We start from the raw sequence: 19,772 nt of genomic DNA, 5'->3' as shown, positions 1-19,772 counted from the left end.
TTCCGGCGGGACGCGGGTCGGACTGCAATCTTCACCGCTAAACTAGTGCGGTCGGGGATTCCTTCCAAGCCGGGGTCCCCGGTCGGCTTGCGCTCGCTTTGACCCGGAGCCGACAGCGCCGGTATTCTGGGCTGCTGTTGTGCGTTCCAGGTCCCAGCCCGTCGGCGGACCGCTCGCCGACGTACCAGTTTTGTCAACCTCTGAGAAACGAAGGTCAACGACCGTGCGCACGTACAGCCCGAAGCCTGCTGACGTCACCCGCGAGTGGCACGTGATCGACGCCACCGACGTCACGCTCGGTCGGCTCGCCGTCCAGATCGCCACCCTGCTGCGCGGCAAGCACAAGCCGACGTTCGCGCCGCACGTGGACGGCGGCGACTTCGTCGTCGTCGTCAACGCCTCCAAGGTCGCCCTGTCCGGCACCAAGCGGACGGACAAGCTGGCCTACCGCCACTCGGGTCACCCGGGTGGTCTGACGGCCACGCCGATCGGCGAGATCCTCGACAAGGACCCTCGCAAGGCCGTCGAGAAGGCTGTCTGGGGCATGCTGCCGAAGAACCGCCTGAGCCGGAAGCTGCTCACCAAGCTGAAGGTGTACGCCGGTCCGGAGCACCCGCACTCTGCCCAGCAGCCGAAGCCGTTCGAGATCACCCAGATCGCCCAGTAAGCGATCGACGAGCCAGGTAAACGAGGATTTTCAGCGTGAGCGACATCACCACCGAGACCGAAGAGTTCGACCCCGAGGTCCCCATCGACAGCGAGGGCCCGGTCGCCTACACCTCCGAGACGAACCCGACTCCGGAGCAGCGCGCCGAGACGGGTCGGGTCGCGGTGATCAACCCGGCCGGCGCCACCGGCCGCCGCAAGGAGGCTGTCGCCCGCGTGCGGATCGTGCCGGGCAGCGGCAACTGGAAGATCAACGGCAAGCCGCTCGACGTGTACTTCCCGAACAAGGTGCACCAGCAGCACGTGAACGAGCCGTTCGTCGTCGCGGGCCTGGAGGGCTCGTACGACGTGATCGCCCGGATCAACGGCGGCGGCATCACCGGCCAGGCCGGTGCGCTGCAGCTGGGTGTGGCCCGGTGCCTGAACGAGGCCGACCAGGAGGCGAACCGCCCCGGTCTGAAGAAGGCCGGTCTGCTCACCCGCGACGCGCGGATCAAGGAGCGGAAGAAGGCTGGTCTCAAGAAGGCCCGCAAGGCGCCGCAGTACAGCAAGCGCTGATCATCTGATGGGTCGTTTGTTCGGCACGGACGGAGTCCGTGGCCTGGCGAACGTGGACCTGACCGCGGAGCTGGCGCTCGACCTCTCGGTCGCGGCAGCTCACGTACTCGGCGAGGCCGGTGCCTTCGAAGGGCACCGGCCGCGCGCCGTTGTGGGGCGGGATCCACGGGCCAGTGGTGAGTTCCTGGAAGCCGCCGTGGTGGCCGGACTGGCCAGCGCCGGCGTCGACGTGGTCCGGCTCGGCGTGCTGCCGACGCCGGCCGTGGCGTACCTGACCGGCTCGACCGGCGCCGACCTCGGCGTGATGCTGTCCGCCAGCCACAACCCGATGCCGGACAACGGCATCAAGTTCCTGGCCCGCGGCGGGATCAAGCTGGACGACGCGATCGAGGACGCGATCGAGGCCCGGATGGGCGAGGAGTGGCAGCGCCCGACCGGTTCGGACGTCGGCCGCGTCACCGACGACGGGCAGGGTTTCGAGACGTACGTCTCGCACCTGGTCCGCTCGGCCCCGAACCGGTTCGACGGCCTCAAGGTCGTGATCGACTGCGCCAACGGCGCCGCCTCGCAGACCGCGCCGGAGGCCCTGCGCCGGCTCGGCGCCGAGGTGATCACGTACGCCGCCGCGCCTGACGGACTGAACATCAACCTGGACTGCGGTTCCACCCACCTGGAGGGACTGCAGCGCGAGGTGCTCGGCCACCGCGCCGACCTCGGCATCGCCCTGGACGGTGACGCGGACCGCTGCCTGGCCGTCGACGCGAACGGCGAGCTCGTGGACGGCGACCAGATCCTCGCCATCCTGGCGCTGGCGATGCGCGACAGCGGCCGGCTGTCCAACGACACCGTGGTCGCGACCGTGATGAGCAACCTCGGCTTCGTGCAGGCGATGGTCCGGGAGCGGATCGCGGTCGAGCAGACCAAGGTCGGCGACCGGTACGTGCTGGAGGCAATGAAGGCCGGCGGGCACAAGCTCGGCGGTGAGCAGTCCGGGCACGTGATCCTGTCCGACCACGCCACCACCGGCGACGGCACGCTGACCGCGGTCATGCTGCTCGCCAGGGTCGCCCAGACCGGCAAGACGCTGAGCGACCTGGCCGGCGCGATGACCCGGCTCCCGCAGGTGCTGGTCAACGTCAAGGACGTCGACAAGTCCCGCGCCGGCACCGACCCGGCGGTCCAGGCCGCGGTGGCCGAGGCCACCAAGCGCCTGGGTGACTCCGGCCGAGTCCTCCTCCGCCCGTCGGGCACGGAGCCCTTGGTCCGGGTGATGGTCGAGGCGGAGTCGTCCGACACCGCCCACGAGATCGCCCACTCGCTGGCCGAAGTGGTCGCCTCTTCACTGAAGCTCTGAAAGCTCCAACCGCAAGTACGCCGGGACGCACTGTCCCGGCGTACTTGCATTTCCAGAGCCTTCCGACGAGCTGGAGCCGGCCCTCAAGCAGCGGCCGGCAGCCTGATGCCGGTCGTCATCGGGAAGGGTCACGTCCTGCGCGGGCTGCCTTCCAGCCAAGGGCGATCACACCATGGGCCGCCCGGCCGATGCACGACTCAACTGCGAGGTGGGGCAGTGGTGGCGCCTGGGTGGAGTTTGGCCGGGACCAGTTGGGGTGGCAGGGGGTCGGCGCCCTCCAGTTGGCGGATGAGGGCTTCGGTGCCGAGGTGGCCGAGCTCGGGGCCGGGGGTACGCATGATGGTGAGCTCGGGGTTGGTGAGGGCGGCCATCTCCGGGGCCATCAGCAACGGCAGCACCGAGATGTCCTCGGGGACCCGGCGGCCGAGCCGGTGCAGGCCGGCGACGGCGCCGAGAGCGGCGAACTCGTTGACGATCAGGACGGCGGTCGTGTCGGGATGGTCGCGCACGACGCGGGCCATCGCCTCCTGGCCGGCCATGGTGGAGCCGGAGCTCTCCAGTACGACGGTCTCCAGGCCGTACTCCGCGGCGACCCGGCGATAGGCGGCTTCGGACCGGACGTAGGGGCCGTAGGTGCTGAACAGCGGGTCGTTGAGGTTGCCCGAGATCAGCGTCAGCCGGCGGTGCCCGAGGCCGTAGAGGTACTCGACCGCGTCCTCGACGGTCCGGTCGAAGTCGATGTCGACGTGGGACAGCCCTTCGAGGGTGCTCGTCCGCCCGATCAAGGCGAACGGCGTACCCGCCTCCTGCAGGATCGTGACGCGGGGATCGTCCAGCTGGACCTCCATCAGCACGACACCGTCGACCAGACCCTGGCCGAGCAGTTCGGTCAGCTCGGTGCCGTCGTTGCCGACCGGCCAGAGGACCAGGTGGTAGTCCTGATTGCGAGCGGCGTCGGCGGCGCTGGTGAAGAACTCCGCGGCCGAGAAGCCGAACTTGTGGTCCAGCGCCGGGTACGCCATCGCGATGATGTGCGTCCGCCGGCTGGCCAGGGCGCGGGCCACCACGTTGCGGCGGTAGCCGAGGTCGGCCATCGCCTTCTCGATCCGCTCCCGGGTGGCCGCCGTCACCGGCTTGGTGTCGTTCAGCAGGAACGAGACGGTCGCGATCGACACACCGGCGCGCTGGGCGACGTCCTTCATGGTCACCATCGATTCGGCCCCCTCTGAGGTATTGACACCGGTGTGACCCAAGGAACATAGTCCTTGGACACCTCAGTTAAGCGGTTTACCGACCAACCCACAAGTGAACGGCCCATCTCGGCGGCCAGCGGTTAAGCGTTTTGATCAGCGCACCCGAACAGCCTCCGACCATCCCCTCCGAAGGAGCGCAAGTCATGATCAGTCAGCGGATCACCGCTGCGCTGGCGGGTGCGACGGCCCTGTCGCTCGTGCTGGCAGCCTGTGGTGACAACGGCGGCGACTCGTCCTCGGCCTCGTCCGGCGACACCGTCAAGAGCCTCACGATTCTGGACTACTACAACAACGACCCGGACAAGTCGCTGGTCCAGAAGGGCCTCGACTCGTGCGCGAGCCAGCTCGGCATCACCATCCAGCGGGAGACGGTGCCTGGTGACACCTTGATCCAGAAGGTGCTGCAGCAGGCTTCGTCGAAGACGCTGCCGGACGTCCTGATGCTGGACAACCCGGACGTGCAGCAGATCGCCGCGACCGGTGCGCTGGCGCCCTTGAACGACATGGGTCTGAACGCGGACGGCGTCATCCAGGGCATGGTCGACGCGACGTCGTACGACGGCAAGCTCTACGGACTGGCGCCGGTGACGAACACGATCGCGCTGTTCTACAACACGCAGATGCTGCAGGAGGCCGGCATCCAGCCGCCGAAGACCTGGGACGAGCTGAAGGTCGCGGCCAAGAAGCTGACCAAGCCCGGCCGGTACGGCATCGCCTTCAACGCCAACGCGACGTACGAAGGCTCCTGGCAGTTCCTGCCGGCGATGTGGACCAACGGTGGTGACGAGACCGACCTGACCAGCCCGCAGGTGGCCGAGGCGCTGCAGCTGTGGGTCGACCTGGTGCAGTCGGGGTCGGCGTCGAAGAGCGTCATCAACTGGACCCAGGGCGACGCGAAGGACCAGTTCGCGGCCGGCAAGGCCGCGATGATGGTGAACGGCCCGTGGCAGATCCCGGCGCTGGAGAAGGTCCCGAACATCAAGTGGGACGTGGTCACGTTCCCGCTGAACAAGCCGGACCAGACGCCGGTCGCGCCGCTCGGTGGTGAGGCCTGGACGGTGCCGCTGAACAAGGACCAGGCCAAGCAGCAGAAGGCCGCCGACTTCGTGAAGTGCCTGAACTCGGACGAGAACGAGCTGGCCTGGGCGAAGGCCCGGTTCACGGTGCCGACCCGGACCGCGCTGCTCGACCAGTACGTCAAGGAAGTGCCGTCGATGAAGGCGTTCACCGAGCAGGTCAAGACCGCTCGCTCTCGGACCGGCAAGCTGGGCGAGAAGTGGCCGGAGGCCGCCAAGGTGATCTACCAGGCGATCGCTCTCGCGCTGACCGGTAAGGCTTCGGCCCAGGACGCCTTCAAGCAGGCCTCCGGCGGCTGATCGCAATGGCCCATGCGACGTTGACCCGCAATGACGCCGCGGCGTCCGGCCCGGAGCCTGCTCGCAGGTCCCGTGGCCGGCGCCACCGGGGTGAGGACCTGGCCAAGGTTCTGTTCGTGCTGCCGGCCGCGCTGGCGATGGTTGCCCTGTTCGGGTACCCGGTGGTCAAGAACCTGATGATGAGCCTGCAGGACTACGGCCTGCGGACGTTCTTCACCGGCGAGGCGCCCTGGGTCGGGCTGAAGAACTACACCGCGGTGGTGACGGACCAGTTGTTCTCGCAGGCGATGGTGAACACGGCGCTGTTCACCATCGGCTCGATCAGCTTCCAGTTCGTCATCGGGCTCGCGCTGGCCCTGTTCTTCCACCGGAAGTTCCCGCTCAGCGGCGTACTGCGGTCGCTGCTCCTGCTGCCGTGGCTGCTGCCGCTGATCGTGTCCAGCGCGACCTGGCGGTCCATCCTCGAGCAGGACAGCGGCATCCTCAACCGCACGCTGACCGGGCTCGGCATCATCAACGATCCGGTGCCGTGGCTGAACTCGCCGTCGGTCGCGCTGATCGCGGTGATCGGGGTGAACATCTGGATCGGCATCCCGTTCAACGTGACGCTGCTGTACTCCGGTCTGGCCGAGATACCGGACGAGCTGTACGAGGCCGGCCAGCTGGACGGCGCCACCGGCTGGCGCGCGTTCTGGTACATCACCTGGCCGAACCTGCGGGCCGTCGCGAGTGTGGTGCTGATGCTCGGCGTGGTCTACACGATCAAGGTGCTGGACATCATCCTCGGCCTGACCGGCGGCGGTCCGGCCAACGCCACCCAGACGCTGGCGACCCAGTCGTACGAGCGGTCGTTCATCGACTTCAAGTTCGGCGAGGGCGCGGCGCTCAGCAACATCCTGATCGCGATCTCGTTCCTGTTCGCGATCTTCTACCTGCGCAGCACCCGGCGCGCGGTCGACGAGTAGGAAGGGGTACGACGATGACCGACTCGACTGTGCGTCGCGGGGTCTACACCGTGATCGGCGTACTGATCCTGGGCATGATGCTGTTCCCCGTCTACTGGATGGTGAACGCGTCGTTGCAACCGTCCGGCAACACCCTGACGGCCGGCTTCCTGCCGCTCGACCCGACGTTCGCCGGCTACCGGCGGGCGCTCAGCGAGCAGGGCGGCAACCTGGTCACCAGCCTGATCATCGCGGCCGGCACCGTGGTGCTCAGCCTGGCCATCGCCACCCCGTGCGCCTATGCGCTCTCGCAGTTCCGGTCCCGCTGGGTGTCGATCGGGCTGCTGGCGATCCTGATCTCGCAGATGATTCCGGGCATCGTGATCGCCAACGCGCTCTACACGGCGTACGAGCGGCTCGGGCTGCTGAACTCGATCCCGGGCCTGATCGTGGCCAACCTCAGCAGCGGTGTCCCGTTCGCGATCCTGATCCTGCGCTCGTTCATGCTCTCGCTGCCGCCGTCGCTGGTGGAGGCCGCGCGCGTGGACGGCGCCGGGCTGTTCCGGGCGTTCGTCTCGATCGTGCTGCCGATCAGCAAGAACTCCCTCATCACCGCGGGACTGTTCAGTTTCCTCTTCTCCTGGAGCGACTTCCTGTTCGCGCTCACGCTGACCACCAAGGGCGGCGTCCGGCCGGTGACGCTCGGGATCTACCAGTACCTCGGCACCCAGGTGCAGAACTGGAACGCGGTGATGGCGACCGCGGTCCTCTCGGCGATCCCGGCCATCGTGCTGCTGGTCGCCGCGCAGAAGTACATCGCCGCCGGCGCCATCGGCGGGGCCGTCAAATAACCCAACTCTTTCAAGGATTGTGACTATGACGATTCGCGTACTCGTCTGGGGCGAGAACCGGCACGAGCAGGTCGAGCCGCACGTCGCCGAGATCTACCCCGACGGCATGCACTCGACCATCGCCGCCGGGATCAGCGACAACCTCGGCGCCGAGGTGTCGGTCAGCACGACGACGCTCGACGAGCCCGAGCACGGCCTGACCGAGGAGGTGCTGGCGCGGACCGACGTACTGGTGTGGTGGGGGCACGCGGCGCACGGCGAGGTCGACGACGCCGTGGTCGAGCGTGTCTACCAGCACGTGCTGTCGGGTATGGGCCTGGTCGTGCTGCACTCCGGCCACTGGTCGAAGATCTTCGGCAAGCTGATGGGGACGTCGTGCACGCTGCGCTGGCGCAGCGAGCGGGACCGCGAGCTGGTCTGGACGGTGAACCCGACGCACCCGATCGCGCAGGGCGTGCCGCACCCGATCATCATCGAGCAGCAGGAGATGTACGGCGAGTTCTTCGACATCCCGGTGCCGGACGAGCTGGTCTTCGTCTCGTCGTTCTCCGGTGGCGAGGTGTTCCGGTCCGGCTGCACGTTCCGCCGCGGCCACGGCAAGATCTTCTACTTCTCGCCGGGCGACCAGGACTACCCGGTCTACCACCACAAGGACGTCCGCAAGGTGATCGCGAACGGCGTCGCCTGGGTGAACAGCGACCGGCCGGAGCGGGCGGTGCCGACGCTCCTTCGCTACGAGACCGAGGACTTCTTCAACGGTCACGGCTACACCGGCCCGATCGAGGCCGAGTCCGATCAAGAGCGTGCCGATGCCTGAACCCTTGAGAATCCTGCAGGTCGGCGCCGGCGGCATGGGCCGGGCCTGGCTGCGGACGATTGCCGACAATCCGGATGTCGACCTCGTCGGCCTGGTCGACCTCGACGTCGAGGTGGCCCGGACGGCGGCCGACGAGCACGGGTACGGCGACGTGCCGGTGGCCGCGTCGCTGGGCGAGCTGGCCGACGCGGCGGATGCGGTCATCGACGTCACGGTGCCGGTCGCGCATCCCAAGGTGAGCGTGGAAGCCTTGCTGCGTGGACTTCCAGTGCTGTGCGAGAAGCCGCTGGCCGAGACGGTCCGCGAGTGCCTGGGGATGGTGGCCGCGTCCGAGGTGAGCGGCAAGCTGCTGATGGTGTCGCAGTCCCGGCGCTACTTCCGGGCCGGCAACGCGTTCGGCCGGCAGATCGCCGAGCTCGGCCGGATCGGTTCGCTGTCGTGCGAGTTCTTCAAGGCCCCGCACTTCAGTGGCTTCCGGGAGCGGATGGCCGAGCCGCTGCTCGTCGACATGGCGATCCACCAGTTCGACCTGTCCCGCAAGCTGATCGGCTCCGAACCGGTGTCGGTGTACTGCGAGTCGTACAACCCCGACTGGAGCTGGTTCGACGGCAGCGCCGCGGCATCGGCGATCTTCAAGTTCGCCGACGGCACCCGTTTCGCCTTCACCGGAAGCTGGTGCGCCCCCGGGCTGGAGACGTCGTGGAACGGCCGCTGGCGGGCCAGCGCAGCCGGCGGTACGGCGACCTGGGACGGCGACAACCCACCGGTCGCCGAGCTGGAATCGGGTGCGGCGTTGCCGGCCGCTCTGCTGGATGAACCCGAGCAGATCGCCGGCTCTCTGGCGGAGTTCGTCGACGCCGTCCGGGAGTCGACGGTCCCGCAGTCGGAGGTGCACTCCAACGTCGTCAGCGTCGCCATGGTCGAGGCCGCCGTACGGTCCGCAGCTCTGGGTACGCCGGTGCAGATCGCCGACGTGATCAACGACGCGTACGCCGAAGCCCTGGAAACCGTCCAGGACCCGACGTTGCTCGCCGCCCTCCAGGCCTGGCCCAATCCGTTGAAGGCCGTCGGTCTGGAGTCCTGAAGCAGTACGCGCGGAGGAGATCCGGCTTCTCCGCGCGTACTTCAGGTCAATCCCCAGAGGGCCGCGATCAGCGGCTTGCGGAGGTCGGCCCGGCGGGCGCAGAGGCCGATCGTGAGCGGCTCGAGGTCGGCGGGCAATTCGGTCAGCCGGTCGGCCCAAGGCGAGGACTCCAGGACCAGCCGGGGCACGATTCCGGTGCCACAACCCAAAGCCACCAACGCCAGCAGGGCTTCATGCCCATCCGGCTCGGCCGCGATCGCCGGCTTGATGCCTCGGCGGCGGAACCAGCGGAAGGCGGCTTCGCGCACGAGGCCACGAGCGGGCACTACGAAGGGACCGTCCGCCGTGGGATCTGTGGTGACCAGGACGAGGTCCGTGACGGCGACCGTGCGCGTCACCATCGTCTGCGGCAGCCGCTTCGGGATGCCCGCAACGGCCGCGTCGACTTCGCCCTCGTCGAGTCGGGCCAAGGCGGCCGCCGCATCGCCGGTGCGGATGTCGAGCCGGATCTGCGGATGCGCTTCTCGCAAGGGCGCCAGCAGGTCGGGCAGCAGCGCCTGGCACGCCGTCACCGTGGCGAACACGCGGAGCTCGCCGGCCAGCTCAGCCGGCTCGTCGGCCCCCGCCCGGTAGTCGTCCCAGAGCTCCAAAGCCTGTTCGGCGTACGACGTGAACCGCTGACCTTCCGAGGTCAGTACGACGCTGCGCGGCCCGCGGTCGAGCAGTCGCGCACCTGCCCGCGCCTCCAGCCGCTGGATCGTCCGGGTCAACGTGGCCGGGCTGACGTGACACTCCAGGCTGGTGCGCCCGTAGTTCAACGTGCGCGCCAGATGCAGGAACAGCTCGAGTTCGCGGTGCTCCATCTTTCACTCCCTGCAACGACCCGGTGCAGATGTTGCGCTTGCCGCAATGCTCTCAGGCCGCCTTGACTGACAGGCATGAGCATCTTCACCTCGTCGGTCTTTCGCACCGAGACCATGACCGTTCCCGGCGGAACGGAGACCATCCTGCGCGGCGGCCGGGACCTGTTCCCGCTGCTGCCCGAGGCGCTGCACGGCGTACGGCGGATCGGCGTCCTCGGCTGGGGTCCGCAGGGCCGCGCGCAAGCGCTCAACCTGCGCGACTCGCTGGCAGGGACCGACGTGACCGTGTCCGTCGGGCTGCGACCGGGCTCGTCGTCGGCCGACGACGCCCGCAAGCACGGCTTCACCGAGGAGAACGGCACCCTCGGCGACTGGCTGGCCGTTGCCGCCGACTCCGACCTGCTGATCCTGCTGATCGCCGACGCGGCGCTGGCCGCGCACCACGAGACGATTTTCGCCGTCCTGGAGCCCAGCGCCACGATCGGCCTGTCGCACGGCTTCCTGCTCGGTCACCTGAAGGCGACCGGCGGCGACTTCCCCGCCGGGCACCCGGTGATCGCGGTCTGCCCCAAGGGCATGGGCGACTCGGTACGGCGGCTCTACGAGCAGGGCGCGACCGTCAACGGCGCCGGCATCAACGCGAGCATCGCCGTCCACGCCGACCCGGACGGGCACGCGACGGACCGTGCGCTCGCGTGGTCGGTCGGCCTGGGGTCGCCGTACACCTTCCTGACCACGCTGGAGAACGAGTACAAGTCGGACATCGTCGGCGAGCGCGCGATCCTGCTGGGCGCCGTCCACGGCCTGGTCGAGGCTCTCTACCGCCACTTCCGGATCGAGGGAGCCGATCCGGTGACGGCGTACGAGCGGTCCACCGAGGCGATCACCGGGCCGATCGCGCGCACGATCTCCGAGGCCGGTCTGCCCGCGGTCCGGAATGCGCTGACCGAGGCGGACCGGGACGTGTTCGACCGGGCCTACACCGCGGCCTACGGACCGGCGCGTGAGCTCGTCGCCGAGATCTACGACGAGGTCGCCGACGGGACCGAGTTGCGCAGCGTCATCCTGGCCGAGGGCCGGCTCGCCACCCGGCCGATGACCCGGATCGGCGCGAGCCCGATGTGGTCCCACGCGGCCGAGGTGCACGCCCGGCGGGGTACGGCGACCGTCGCCATCGACCCGCTGACCGCCGGGCTGTTCGTGGCCACCATGGTCGCCCAGGTCGACGAGTTCGCCGACCGCGGCCACCCGTGGTCGGAGATCGTCAACGAGTCGATCATCGAGGCCGTCGACTCGCTGCTGCCCTACATGCACGCCCGCGACGTCGCCTACATGGTCGACAACTGCTCCCGCACCGCCCGCCTCGGCACCCGCCGCTGGGGGCCGCGTTTCCAGGCCGCCTACGAGCAGATCGCGCTCCCGGGCCTGACGTCCCCGGCCGACGCCGCTCTGCTCGAGAGCTTCCTCGACAACCCCACGCACGCGGCCTTCGCGGAGGCCGCGAAACTCCGCCCGTCGGTGGACATCTCGGTCAGCTGACCCCGGGTTGGCGAGTTCAGGTGCCGGACGCACCGGGTCGCGGGCAGTGGCTACGCAGCGTCAGTTAGTAGTTTGCCCTTGACCCGGTGTGGCGGTGTGGGTAACTTTCGCGTCGCGGGGGAGCGCCTGTAATTCAATAACCTGTAGGGGGTCTGTCATGTCCGCCTTGCGCCGATTGAGCCTCGCCGGCCTCGCCACCGCAACCGCGATTGCCGGGGTCGGAGTCTCCACCGCCGCCAGCGCTCCACCACCCGACCCGATCGGGAACGAGCAGGCCGCCCAGCTCGGCCGCACCATCCAGCGGATGTCGCTGGAGGAGAAGGTCGGGCAGATGTTCGTGCTGTTCGCCTACGGGCCGAACGCCAACCAGCCCGACGCCCGCAACACCAGCCTGTACGGCGTCGCCACGCCGGCCGAGGTGGTCGCGAAGTACAAGCCGGGCGGCTGGATCTACTTCAACGCCCGCGGCAACGTGGAGAACCCGACGCAGCTCGCGACGTACTCGAACCAGCTCCAGCAGACCGCCACCAGCGTGGGCCTGCGGGTCCCGCTGACGATCGCGACCGACCAGGAGCAGGGCGTCGTGGTCCGGATCGGCCCGCCGGCCACCCAGTTCGGCGGCAACATGGCGCACGGCGCGACCCGGAACACCGCGGACGCGCGGACCGCCGCCGGCATCACCGGCCGCGAGCTCAAGGCGATGGGCATCCGGCAGGACTATGCCCCGGTCGCCGACGTCAACGTGAACGCGCTCAACCCGGTGATCGGCGTCCGCTCGTTCTCCAGCGACCCGAAGCTGGTCTCGGACATGACCGTCGCGCAGGTGCAGGGCTACCAGCGCGACGCCGGCATCATGGCGACCGCGAAGCACTTCCCGGGCCACGGCGACACCCGCGACGACAGCCACAACTCGCTGCCGACGATCAACCACACCCTGCAGGAGTGGAACACGATCGACGCGCCGCCGTTCCAGGCCGCGATCAAGGCCGGGATCGACTCGATCATGACCGCGCACATCGTGGTCCCGGCCCTGGACCCGTCGGGTGACCCGGCGACGCTCAGCAAGCCGATCCTGACCGGCGTCCTGCGCGAGCAGCTCGGCTTCAAGGGCCTGATCATCACCGACGCGCTCGAGATGGCCGCCGTCCGCCAGCAGTACGGCGACGCCGAGGTCGCGATCCGGGCGATCGAGGCCGGCGCGGACCAACTGCTGCTGCCGCCGGCGCCGGACCTGCAGTTCAACGCGGTCGTCGACGCGGTCCGCTCGGGCCGGATCAGCGAGAAGCGGATCGACGAGAGCCTGCTGCGGATCCTGCTGATGAAGCTGAAGAACGGCGTCCTGTTCAACCCGTACGTCGACCCCGCGAAGATCCCGTCCACGGTCGGCACCCCGGCCAGCCTGGCGACCGCGCAGGCGATCGTCGACAAGAGCGTCACGCTGGTCAAGAACGACGCGAACGCCGTACCGCTCAGCGCCGACCCGCGGAAGATCCTGGTCACCGGGTGGGGCGTGAGCACGACGCAGTCGCTGGCCAACAGCCTTGCCACCCGCGGCGCCACGACCACGGTCGCGCAGACCGGGGCGGCGCCGAGTGACGCGGCGATCGCGGATGCCGTGGCCAAGGCTCAGCAGAACGACGTCACCGTCGTACTGACGATGAAGGCCTGGGACACCACTGTCACGGACAAGCAGGCCAAGCAGCAGAAGCTGGTGAAGAACCTGCTCGCCACCGGCAAGACGGTGATCGTGGTCGCCGTACGCGATCCGTACGACATCGCGTACTTCGACGCGGCGCCGACGTACCTGGCCACCTACGGGTACGCCGCGGTGTCGATGGAGTCGCTCGCCAAGGCGCTCTACGGCGAGATCAAGCCGGCCGGCAAGCTCCCCGTCGACATCCCGGTCGCCGGCGACCCGGCGACGCCGCTCTACCCCTTCGGCCATGGACTGACCTGGTGACGATGGAGTTCACCCGCCGCCAGACCCTCGGCCTCGCCGCGGCCGCGGTGGCCGGCACGACCGTTGCCGGCACCGCGACCGCGCACGCAGCCGGCGACCGCTGGGTCCGCGAGACGCTGCAACGGATGACGCTGGAGCAGAAGGTCGGCCAGCTGTTCGTCTGCTACGCCTACGGGCCGACAGCGGACACGGCCGACCCGCGCAACACCAGCCTGTACGGCGTCGCCACGCCGGCCGAGGTGGTCCGCAAGTACCACCTCGGCGGGGTGATCTACTTCGCCTGGACCGACTCGACCAAGGACCCGCAGCAGATCGCCCGGCTCTCCAACGGGCTGCAGAGCGCGTCGATCGGCGCGACCGGGATCCCGCTGCAGATCAGCACCGACCAGGAGTACGGCGTGGTGTTCCGCGTCGGACCGCCCGCAACCCAGTTCCCGGGCGCGATGGCGCTGGGCGCGACGCGATCCGGGCAGTTCGCCCGGCTCGCGGCCGGAATCGGCGGCCGGGAGCTGCGCGCGGTCGGTGTCACCACGGACTTCGCGCCGGTGGCCGACGTCAACGTGAACCCGCTGAACCCGGTGATCGGGGTCCGCTCGTTCTCGTCCGACCCCGGGCTGGTCGCCGAGCTCACCGCCGAACAGGTCAAGGGCTACCAGCGCGACGGCCGGATCGTGTCGACCGCGAAGCACTTCCCCGGTCACGGTGACACCCGGGACGACAGCCACACCTCGCTGCCGACGATCAACCACACCGTCGAGGAGTGGAACACGATCGACGCGCCGCCGTTCCGGGCGGCGATCCGGGCCGGGATCGACTCGATCATGACCGCGCACATCGTGGTCCCGTCGCTGGACGCGTCCGGCGACCCGGCCACGCTGAGCCGGCCGATCCTGACCGGCATCCTGCGCGAGCAGTTGCGCTTCGACGGGGTCGTGATCACCGACTCCCTCGGCATGAAGGGCGTCCGGGACAAGTACGGCGACGCGGAGATCCCACTGCGGGCGCTCGAGGCTGGTGTCGACCAGTTGCTGATGCCGGTCAACCCCGAGCTGGCGTTCAACTCGGTGATCGGCGCGGTCCACGCCGGCCGGATCAGCGAGGAGCGGATCGACCAGAGTGTCGAGCGAATCCTGAAGCTCAAGCTGAAGACCGGCGTTGTCGACCGCCCGTACGTCGATCTGGCGCAGGTCGCGATGGTGGTCGGCACACCGTCGAACTACGCCGCCGCGCAGCGGATCGCCGACCGCAGTACGACCCTGTTGAAGAACGACGCCGGCGTGCTGCCGCTGTCACCGGCGCCGCGGAAGATCCTGGTCGCCGGGTACACCCCGGCCGCCCTCGGGACCGCACTGCAGGGCCGGGGCGCGACGGTGACGGTCAAGGACACCGGCGCCACACCGACCGATGCCCGGATCGACGAGGCGGTGGCGGCGTCCGCGGCCGCTGACCTCACCGTCGTACTGACAATGAAGGCCTGGGACACCACCGTCACCGACAAGCAGGCCAAGCAGCAGAAGCTCGTCAACACGCTGCTCGCGACCGGGCGGCCCGTGATTGTGGTCGCCGTACGGGATCCGTACGACGTCGCCTACTTCCCCTCGGCCAAGACCACGCTGGCCACCTACGGGTACGCGGCCGCGTCGATGGAGGCGCTGGCCAAGGTCCTGTACGGCGAGCTCGCGCCGACTGGGAAGCTGCCGGTCGCGATCCCGGCGCAACCCGACCCGGAGCAGACCCTGCACCCGTTCGGGCACGGGCTCACCTTCGACCCGCGCGACACCCGGCTGACCGTTGCCTCGTACAACATTCATGCCGGCGCCGGGTCGGACAACGTGTTCGACCTGGAGCGGACCGCGCAGGCCCTGAAGGCGCTGGACGCCGACGTGATCGGGCTGCAGGAGGTCGACGTGCACTGGGGTGCGCGCAGCGAGTGGCTGGACACCCTGGCCGAGCTCGCGGCGAAGCTCGGGATGTACTCCGGGTTCGCGCCGATCTACGACCTCGACCCGCCCGCCGCCGGCCAACCACGCCGGCAGTACGGCGTCGGCGTACTGTCCCGCTTCCCGCTGGTCCGGATCGAGAATCACCCGATCACCCGGCTCTCGACCCAGGACCCGAACCCGGTGCCGGCCCCGGCGCCCGGCTTCCTGGAGGCCGAGCTCGACGTGCGCGGCCGCCGGGTGCACGTGTATTCCACGCACCTGGACTACCGGGTCGACCCGTCGGTCCGGCAGGCTCAGGTCGCCGACACGATGAGGATCCTGGCCCGGGACCGGAGGAAGGACCTGCAGATCCTCACTGGTGACTTCAACGCCGAGGCGAACGCTCCGGAGCTCGCCGGGCTGTGGAGCCGCCTCACCGACAGCTGGACGGCGGCCGCCTCAACGGCCGGCGGTCCCAGCACCTACCCGGCGTTCGATCCGGTCAAGCGGATCGACTTCGTCACCGTCGGCGCGGGGTTCCGCGTCCGGCACGCCGTCGTACCCCCTGAACAAGCGGCCAGTGACCACCGCCCCGTGGTGGCCGACCTGCTGTTCCGCCCGTAACGCCTTGCCCGAAGGAGAAGTCCGATGAAGCGCCGCAGTTTGCTCGCGGGCGCCGGTGCCCTGGCCGCCGCCCCCATGATCGACGTACCGGCGGCCCAGGCCGGCCCGACGCCCAGCAGGCGCAAGACGATGACGGGTGCGGAGGTGCTGGCCGCCGACGGCTGGCGCGCGCTGGCCGGCCAGAAGGTCGGCGTGATCAGCAACCCGACCGGCATCCTGCCCGACCTCAGCCACATCGTCGACACCATGCACGCGTCGGGGCAGGTCAACGTGGTCGCGGTCTTCGGACCCGAGCACGGCTTCCGCGGCTCCGCCCAGGCCGGCGGGTCCGAGGGTGACCACATCGACCCGCGCACCGGGATCATGGTCTACGACGCGTACGGCGCGACCGCGACCAAGCTCGCCGACCTCTACACCAAGTCCGGCGTGGAGACGGTCGTCTTCGACATCCAGGACGTCGGCGCCCGGTTCTACACCTACATCTGGACCATGTACGAGGCGATGATCGCGGCCACCCGCACCGGCGCGAAGTTCGTCGTACTGGACCGGCCGAACCCGGTCGGCGGGTACGCGCGCGGCCCGATGCTCAAGCCCGGTTACACCTCCGGCGTGGGCAAGGAGGAGATCATCCAGCAGCACGGCATGACCGTGGGCGAGCTGGCCCGGCTGTTCGACGCCGAGTACCTGCCGCTCGACGCCGACGGCAAGCGGCTGAAGGAGCTCCAGGTCATCCAGGTGAAGAACTGGAAGCGCGACCAGTTGTACGACGACACCGGCCTGACCTGGGTGATGCCGAGCCCGAACATGCCGACCCCGGACACCGCGCTGCTCTACCCGGGCATGTGCCTGTTCGAGGCGACCAACATGTCCGAGGGCCGCGGTACGACGCGGCCGTTCGAGCTGATCGGGGCGCCGTACATCGACTACAAGTGGGCCGAGGCGCTGCAGGCGAAGAACATCCCGGGCGTCGACTTCCGGGAGGCCTACTTCACGCCGTTCATCTCCAAGAACGCCAACGTGCTGTGCGGCGGCGTCCAGGTGCTGATCACCGACCCGCACAAGGTGGAGGCGATCACCGCCGCGACCCACATGATCGTGGAGGCGCGCCGGCTGTACCCGGGCTTCGCCTGGCGGACCGAGAACCCGCCCGGCCGCTGGATCGACCTGCTGACCGGGTCCGACCGGTTCCGGACCATGCTGACCGCGGGCGCCTCGGCCGAGGAGATCGTGGCGGCCTGGAAGCCCGAGACCGACGCGTGGACCGCGCGCCGGGCGAAGTACCTGCTGTACAAGGGAGCGCACCGGTGAGACGTGTTGTCGGAATCGCGGTAGTCTCCACCGTGATGCTCGCCCTGACCACACCGGCGGTTGCCAACGGCAACAGATCAGGCCGGTTCGACCGACCGTACGACGGCTACGCACCGAAGACGACTCTCTTGCGCGAATCCACCCCGGCCAAGGCCGGTCTCGACCCCGCGCCGATCGACGCGGCCCTGGCCCAGGTGGACGCCTGGACCAGGCCGAACGGCACGGCGAAACCCCTGTACGCCGGCGCGGTCACGCTGCTCGGCCACGACGGCAAGATCGTCACCAAGACGGCCACCGGGATGGCGCTCAAGTACGCCGACGGCGCCGGCACCGAGCTGCCCGCGGACCAGCAGATCCCGATGCGCACCGACACCATCTTCGACCTGGCGTCGGTCTCCAAGCTGTTCACCTCGATCGTGGTGATGCAGCAGGTGGAGAAGGGCAAGGTCGGGCTGGACACGCCGATCGCGTCGTACGTCCCCGAGTTCGCCGAGAACGGGAAGCAGGCGATCACGGTCCGGCAGGCGCTGACCCACACCACCGGGCTGCCGGCCTGGCTGCCGTTGTGGAGCGCCCAGCCGGATCCGGCCTCCCGGATGCACATGGCGCTCACCGCGACCCCGACCAGCCCGGCGGGGACGAAGTACCTCTACAGCGACCTCAACCTGATCGCGCTGGGCGAGCTCGCGCACCGGGTGACCGGCAAGACGCTGGACAAGCTGGTTGCCGACGGCATCACCAAGCCGCTGCAGATGCGCGACACCGGCTACAACCCGGACGCCAAGAAGAAGCCGCGGATCGCGGCCACCGAGTTCCAGTCCGCGCCGCCGCGCGGGATGGTCTGGGGTTCGGTGCACGACGAGAACGCCTGGTCGCTGGACGGCGTCGCCGGCCACGCCGGGGTGTTCAGCACCGCGGACGACCTGGCGGTTCTGGCCCAGACCTTCTTGAACGGCGGGAGCTACCGCGGCGCCCGGATCCTCAAGGAGTCCTCGGTGACCGCGATGATCACCAACTTCAACGGCGCCTTCCCGGGCAACGACCACGGGCTCGGGTTCGAGCTGAACCAGCGCTGGTACATGAACGGCCTGTCCGGACCGCGGACGGCCGGCCACACCGGGTACACCGGGACGTCACTGGTGATCGACTTCGACTCGCGTTCGTTCGCGATCCTGCTGACCAACCGGGTGCACCCGAGCCGCAACTGGGGCAGCAACAACCCGGCCCGGCGGGCCGTCGCCCAGGGGCTGGCGCTCGCGCTCGGCGTCGGGCCGCGGCACGGCAAGGACGCCTGGTTCTCGGGTACGACGGACGGCGCGACCACGACCCTGGCTGCGCAGGTCGCCGTACCGGACGGCGGGGCGAAGCTGTCGTTCGACATGTTCGTGGACACCGAGGAGACCGACCGGCTGTACCTGGAGACCTCGGCGGACGGGACCACCTGGACGAAGGTGCCGTTCACCGTGCTCGACCGGGGAACGGTGGTCGACTACGACGGGACGATCAGCGGCTCCGGCGACCGGCACTGGCACCAGGTCTTCGCCGACCTCGCGGCCGGTGAGCAGACGGTCCGGTGGCGTTACACCTCCGACGCGCTGTACCAGGGCCGGGGCGTGTACGTCGACGGTGTGAAGATCACGAGCCAGAGTGGTGTTCTTCTCGACGGAGAGCGAACGCCGGAGTCATTTACCGCCAACGGTTGGAGACTTTCGCGTCGGTGACACCACTGGGTGGTAAGTCGCCGTACCGTGCTGTCATGAACTCTGTTTCCTCTCCAGAACCCACGGGGCCGCTGCTGGTCCGGGTCCGCGCGGTGATGCCCGCGCTGGCGCCGGCCGAGCAGCGGGTGGCGAACGCGGTCCTCGCGGACCCGGGCGGAGTGGCGGCGATGACGATCTCCGAACTGGCCGAGGTGGCGTCCACCTCGGAGACCACGGTCATCCGGTTCTGCAAGCAGATCGGCGTCCCCGGCTACCCGCAGCTCCGCCTGCAGCTGGCGGCCCAGTCGGCGCAGGAGAGTGTCCGGCCCGAGGTCGGTGGCGACATCGAGCCCGGTGACTCGCTGGCGGACGTGATCAACAAGGTCGCGTTCGCCGACGAGCGGGCGGTCCGCGAGACCGCGCAGCAGGTCGACGTCGACGCCCTGGCGAAGGTCGTCGAGGCCGTCGTCAACGCGCCACGGGTGGACCTGTACGGCTTCGGGGCGAGCGCCTTCGTGGCGCTCGACCTGCAGCAGAAGCTGCACCGGATCCGCCGGGTCGCGTTCGCCTGGTCCGACGTGCACGTGGCGCTGCCCAGCGCGGCGCTGCTCGGCGACGGCGACGTGGCGATCGGCATCTCGCACACCGGTACGACGGTCGAGGTCGTCGAGGCGCTCGAGGAGGCGGCCAAGCACGGCGCCACCACGGTCGCCGTGACCAACTTCCCCCGCTCTCCGCTGGCCCGGACGGCGGACCTGGTGCTGACCACGGCTGCCCGCGAGACGACGTACCGCTCCGGAGCCATGTCGAGCCGGATCGCGCAGCTGACGGTGATCGACTGCCTGTTCATCGGCGTTGCCCAGCAGGTGCTGCCGGACGCCCGCAAGGCGCTCGAGGAGACCGCGAGCGCGGTGCGCGGGCACCGGCTGAAGGGCTCGGAGTGAGCACGTCAA

Annotated in this window: 16 protein-coding genes; 14 read left to right on the top strand and 2 right to left on the bottom strand. The window is 69.3% G+C overall.

From position 1 onward, the window contains the following. The first annotated feature begins 223 nt into the window (after window positions 1–223). From rplM to glmM, 3 genes are read left to right on the top strand one after another with little or no spacing between them, the layout of a single operon-like run. Window positions 224–667, top strand: coding sequence for a 50S ribosomal protein L13 (gene rplM / locus ACWCOV_RS13200; RefSeq protein ID WP_360535734.1), 444 nt, complete (start codon window positions 224–226; stop codon window positions 665–667). Window positions 668–702: 35 nt separating this feature from the next. Then, on the top strand, window positions 703–1,224 hold the full coding sequence (gene rpsI / locus ACWCOV_RS13195) for a 30S ribosomal protein S9 (protein ID WP_449829482.1): 522 nt from the start codon (window positions 703–705) through the stop codon (window positions 1,222–1,224). Window positions 1,225–1,231: 7 nt separating this feature from the next. Beyond that, on the top strand, window positions 1,232–2,578 hold the full coding sequence (gene glmM / locus ACWCOV_RS13190) for a phosphoglucosamine mutase (RefSeq protein WP_449829481.1): 1,347 nt from the start codon (window positions 1,232–1,234) through the stop codon (window positions 2,576–2,578). Window positions 2,579–2,775: 197 nt separating this feature from the next. On the opposite strand, the gene ACWCOV_RS13185 is transcribed toward glmM, so the two are convergent. Then, window positions 2,776–3,789, bottom strand: a complete 1,014-nt coding sequence (locus ACWCOV_RS13185; RefSeq protein ID WP_449829480.1) for a LacI family DNA-binding transcriptional regulator — start codon at window positions 3,787–3,789, stop codon at window positions 2,776–2,778. A 185-nt stretch (window positions 3,790–3,974) separates the two neighbouring features. On the opposite strand from ACWCOV_RS13185, the gene ACWCOV_RS13180 reads away from it, so the two are divergent. The 5 genes from ACWCOV_RS13180 to ACWCOV_RS13160 are packed head-to-tail and all read left to right on the top strand — an operon-like array spanning window position 3,975 to window position 8,903. Then, on the top strand, window positions 3,975–5,207 hold the full coding sequence (locus ACWCOV_RS13180; RefSeq protein WP_449829479.1) for a sugar ABC transporter substrate-binding protein: 1,233 nt from the start codon (window positions 3,975–3,977) through the stop codon (window positions 5,205–5,207). 5 nt (window positions 5,208–5,212) lie between these two features. Further along, the gene (locus tag ACWCOV_RS13175; protein WP_449829478.1) at window positions 5,213–6,172 is read left to right on the top strand and encodes a carbohydrate ABC transporter permease; all 960 of its coding nucleotides are present in this window, start codon (window positions 5,213–5,215) and stop codon (window positions 6,170–6,172) included. 14 nt (window positions 6,173–6,186) lie between these two features. After that, window positions 6,187–7,002: a carbohydrate ABC transporter permease gene (locus ACWCOV_RS13170; protein ID WP_449829477.1), complete on the top strand. Its 816-nt coding sequence runs from the start codon at window positions 6,187–6,189 to the stop codon at window positions 7,000–7,002. Window positions 7,003–7,027: 25 nt separating this feature from the next. Further along, complete coding sequence (locus ACWCOV_RS13165) at window positions 7,028–7,819, top strand: ThuA domain-containing protein (RefSeq protein WP_449829476.1); 792 nt, start codon at window positions 7,028–7,030, stop codon at window positions 7,817–7,819. Continuing rightward, on the top strand, window positions 7,812–8,903 hold the full coding sequence (locus ACWCOV_RS13160; protein ID WP_449829475.1) for a Gfo/Idh/MocA family protein: 1,092 nt from the start codon (window positions 7,812–7,814) through the stop codon (window positions 8,901–8,903). The genes ACWCOV_RS13165 and ACWCOV_RS13160 overlap by 8 nt, the downstream gene beginning before the upstream one ends. Before the next feature lie 41 nt (window positions 8,904–8,944). Here the strand turns inward: ACWCOV_RS13160 and ilvY are convergent, their stop codons facing one another. After that, a complete protein-coding gene (gene ilvY / locus ACWCOV_RS13155; protein WP_449829474.1) occupies window positions 8,945–9,766 on the bottom strand; it encodes an HTH-type transcriptional activator IlvY in 822 nt (273 codons plus the stop codon). A 75-nt stretch (window positions 9,767–9,841) separates the two neighbouring features. Between ilvY and ACWCOV_RS13150 the strand changes: the two genes are divergently transcribed. The 6 genes from ACWCOV_RS13150 (at window position 9,842) to ACWCOV_RS13125 (ending at window position 19,763) form a co-directional block, all read left to right on the top strand. Then, window positions 9,842–11,305 (top strand): ketol-acid reductoisomerase, encoded by a 1,464-nt coding sequence (locus tag ACWCOV_RS13150; RefSeq protein ID WP_449829473.1) that lies wholly within the window; start codon window positions 9,842–9,844, stop codon window positions 11,303–11,305. A gap of 157 nt (window positions 11,306–11,462) precedes the next feature. Then, window positions 11,463–13,265 (top strand): glycoside hydrolase family 3 protein, encoded by a 1,803-nt coding sequence (locus ACWCOV_RS13145; RefSeq protein ID WP_449829472.1) that lies wholly within the window; start codon window positions 11,463–11,465, stop codon window positions 13,263–13,265. A 2-nt stretch (window positions 13,266–13,267) separates the two neighbouring features. Continuing rightward, on the top strand, window positions 13,268–15,811 hold the full coding sequence (locus ACWCOV_RS13140; RefSeq protein WP_449829579.1) for a glycoside hydrolase family 3 N-terminal domain-containing protein: 2,544 nt from the start codon (window positions 13,268–13,270) through the stop codon (window positions 15,809–15,811). A gap of 24 nt (window positions 15,812–15,835) precedes the next feature. Continuing rightward, on the top strand, window positions 15,836–17,119 hold the full coding sequence (locus tag ACWCOV_RS13135; protein ID WP_449829471.1) for an exo-beta-N-acetylmuramidase NamZ family protein: 1,284 nt from the start codon (window positions 15,836–15,838) through the stop codon (window positions 17,117–17,119). Continuing rightward, window positions 17,116–18,840, top strand: a complete 1,725-nt coding sequence (locus ACWCOV_RS13130; protein WP_449829470.1) for a serine hydrolase — start codon at window positions 17,116–17,118, stop codon at window positions 18,838–18,840. Before ACWCOV_RS13135 ends, ACWCOV_RS13130 begins: the two co-directional genes overlap by 4 nt. 35 nt (window positions 18,841–18,875) lie before the next feature. Next, window positions 18,876–19,763, top strand: a complete 888-nt coding sequence (locus ACWCOV_RS13125) for a MurR/RpiR family transcriptional regulator (RefSeq protein ID WP_449829469.1) — start codon at window positions 18,876–18,878, stop codon at window positions 19,761–19,763. Window positions 19,764–19,772: the final 9 nt, after the last annotated feature.

The sequence above is a fragment of the Kribbella sp. NPDC002412 genome, assembly GCF_053592935.1.
Note: the sequence above shows the minus strand (reverse complement) of the source record. Positions and strands in the feature narration are given on the sequence as shown.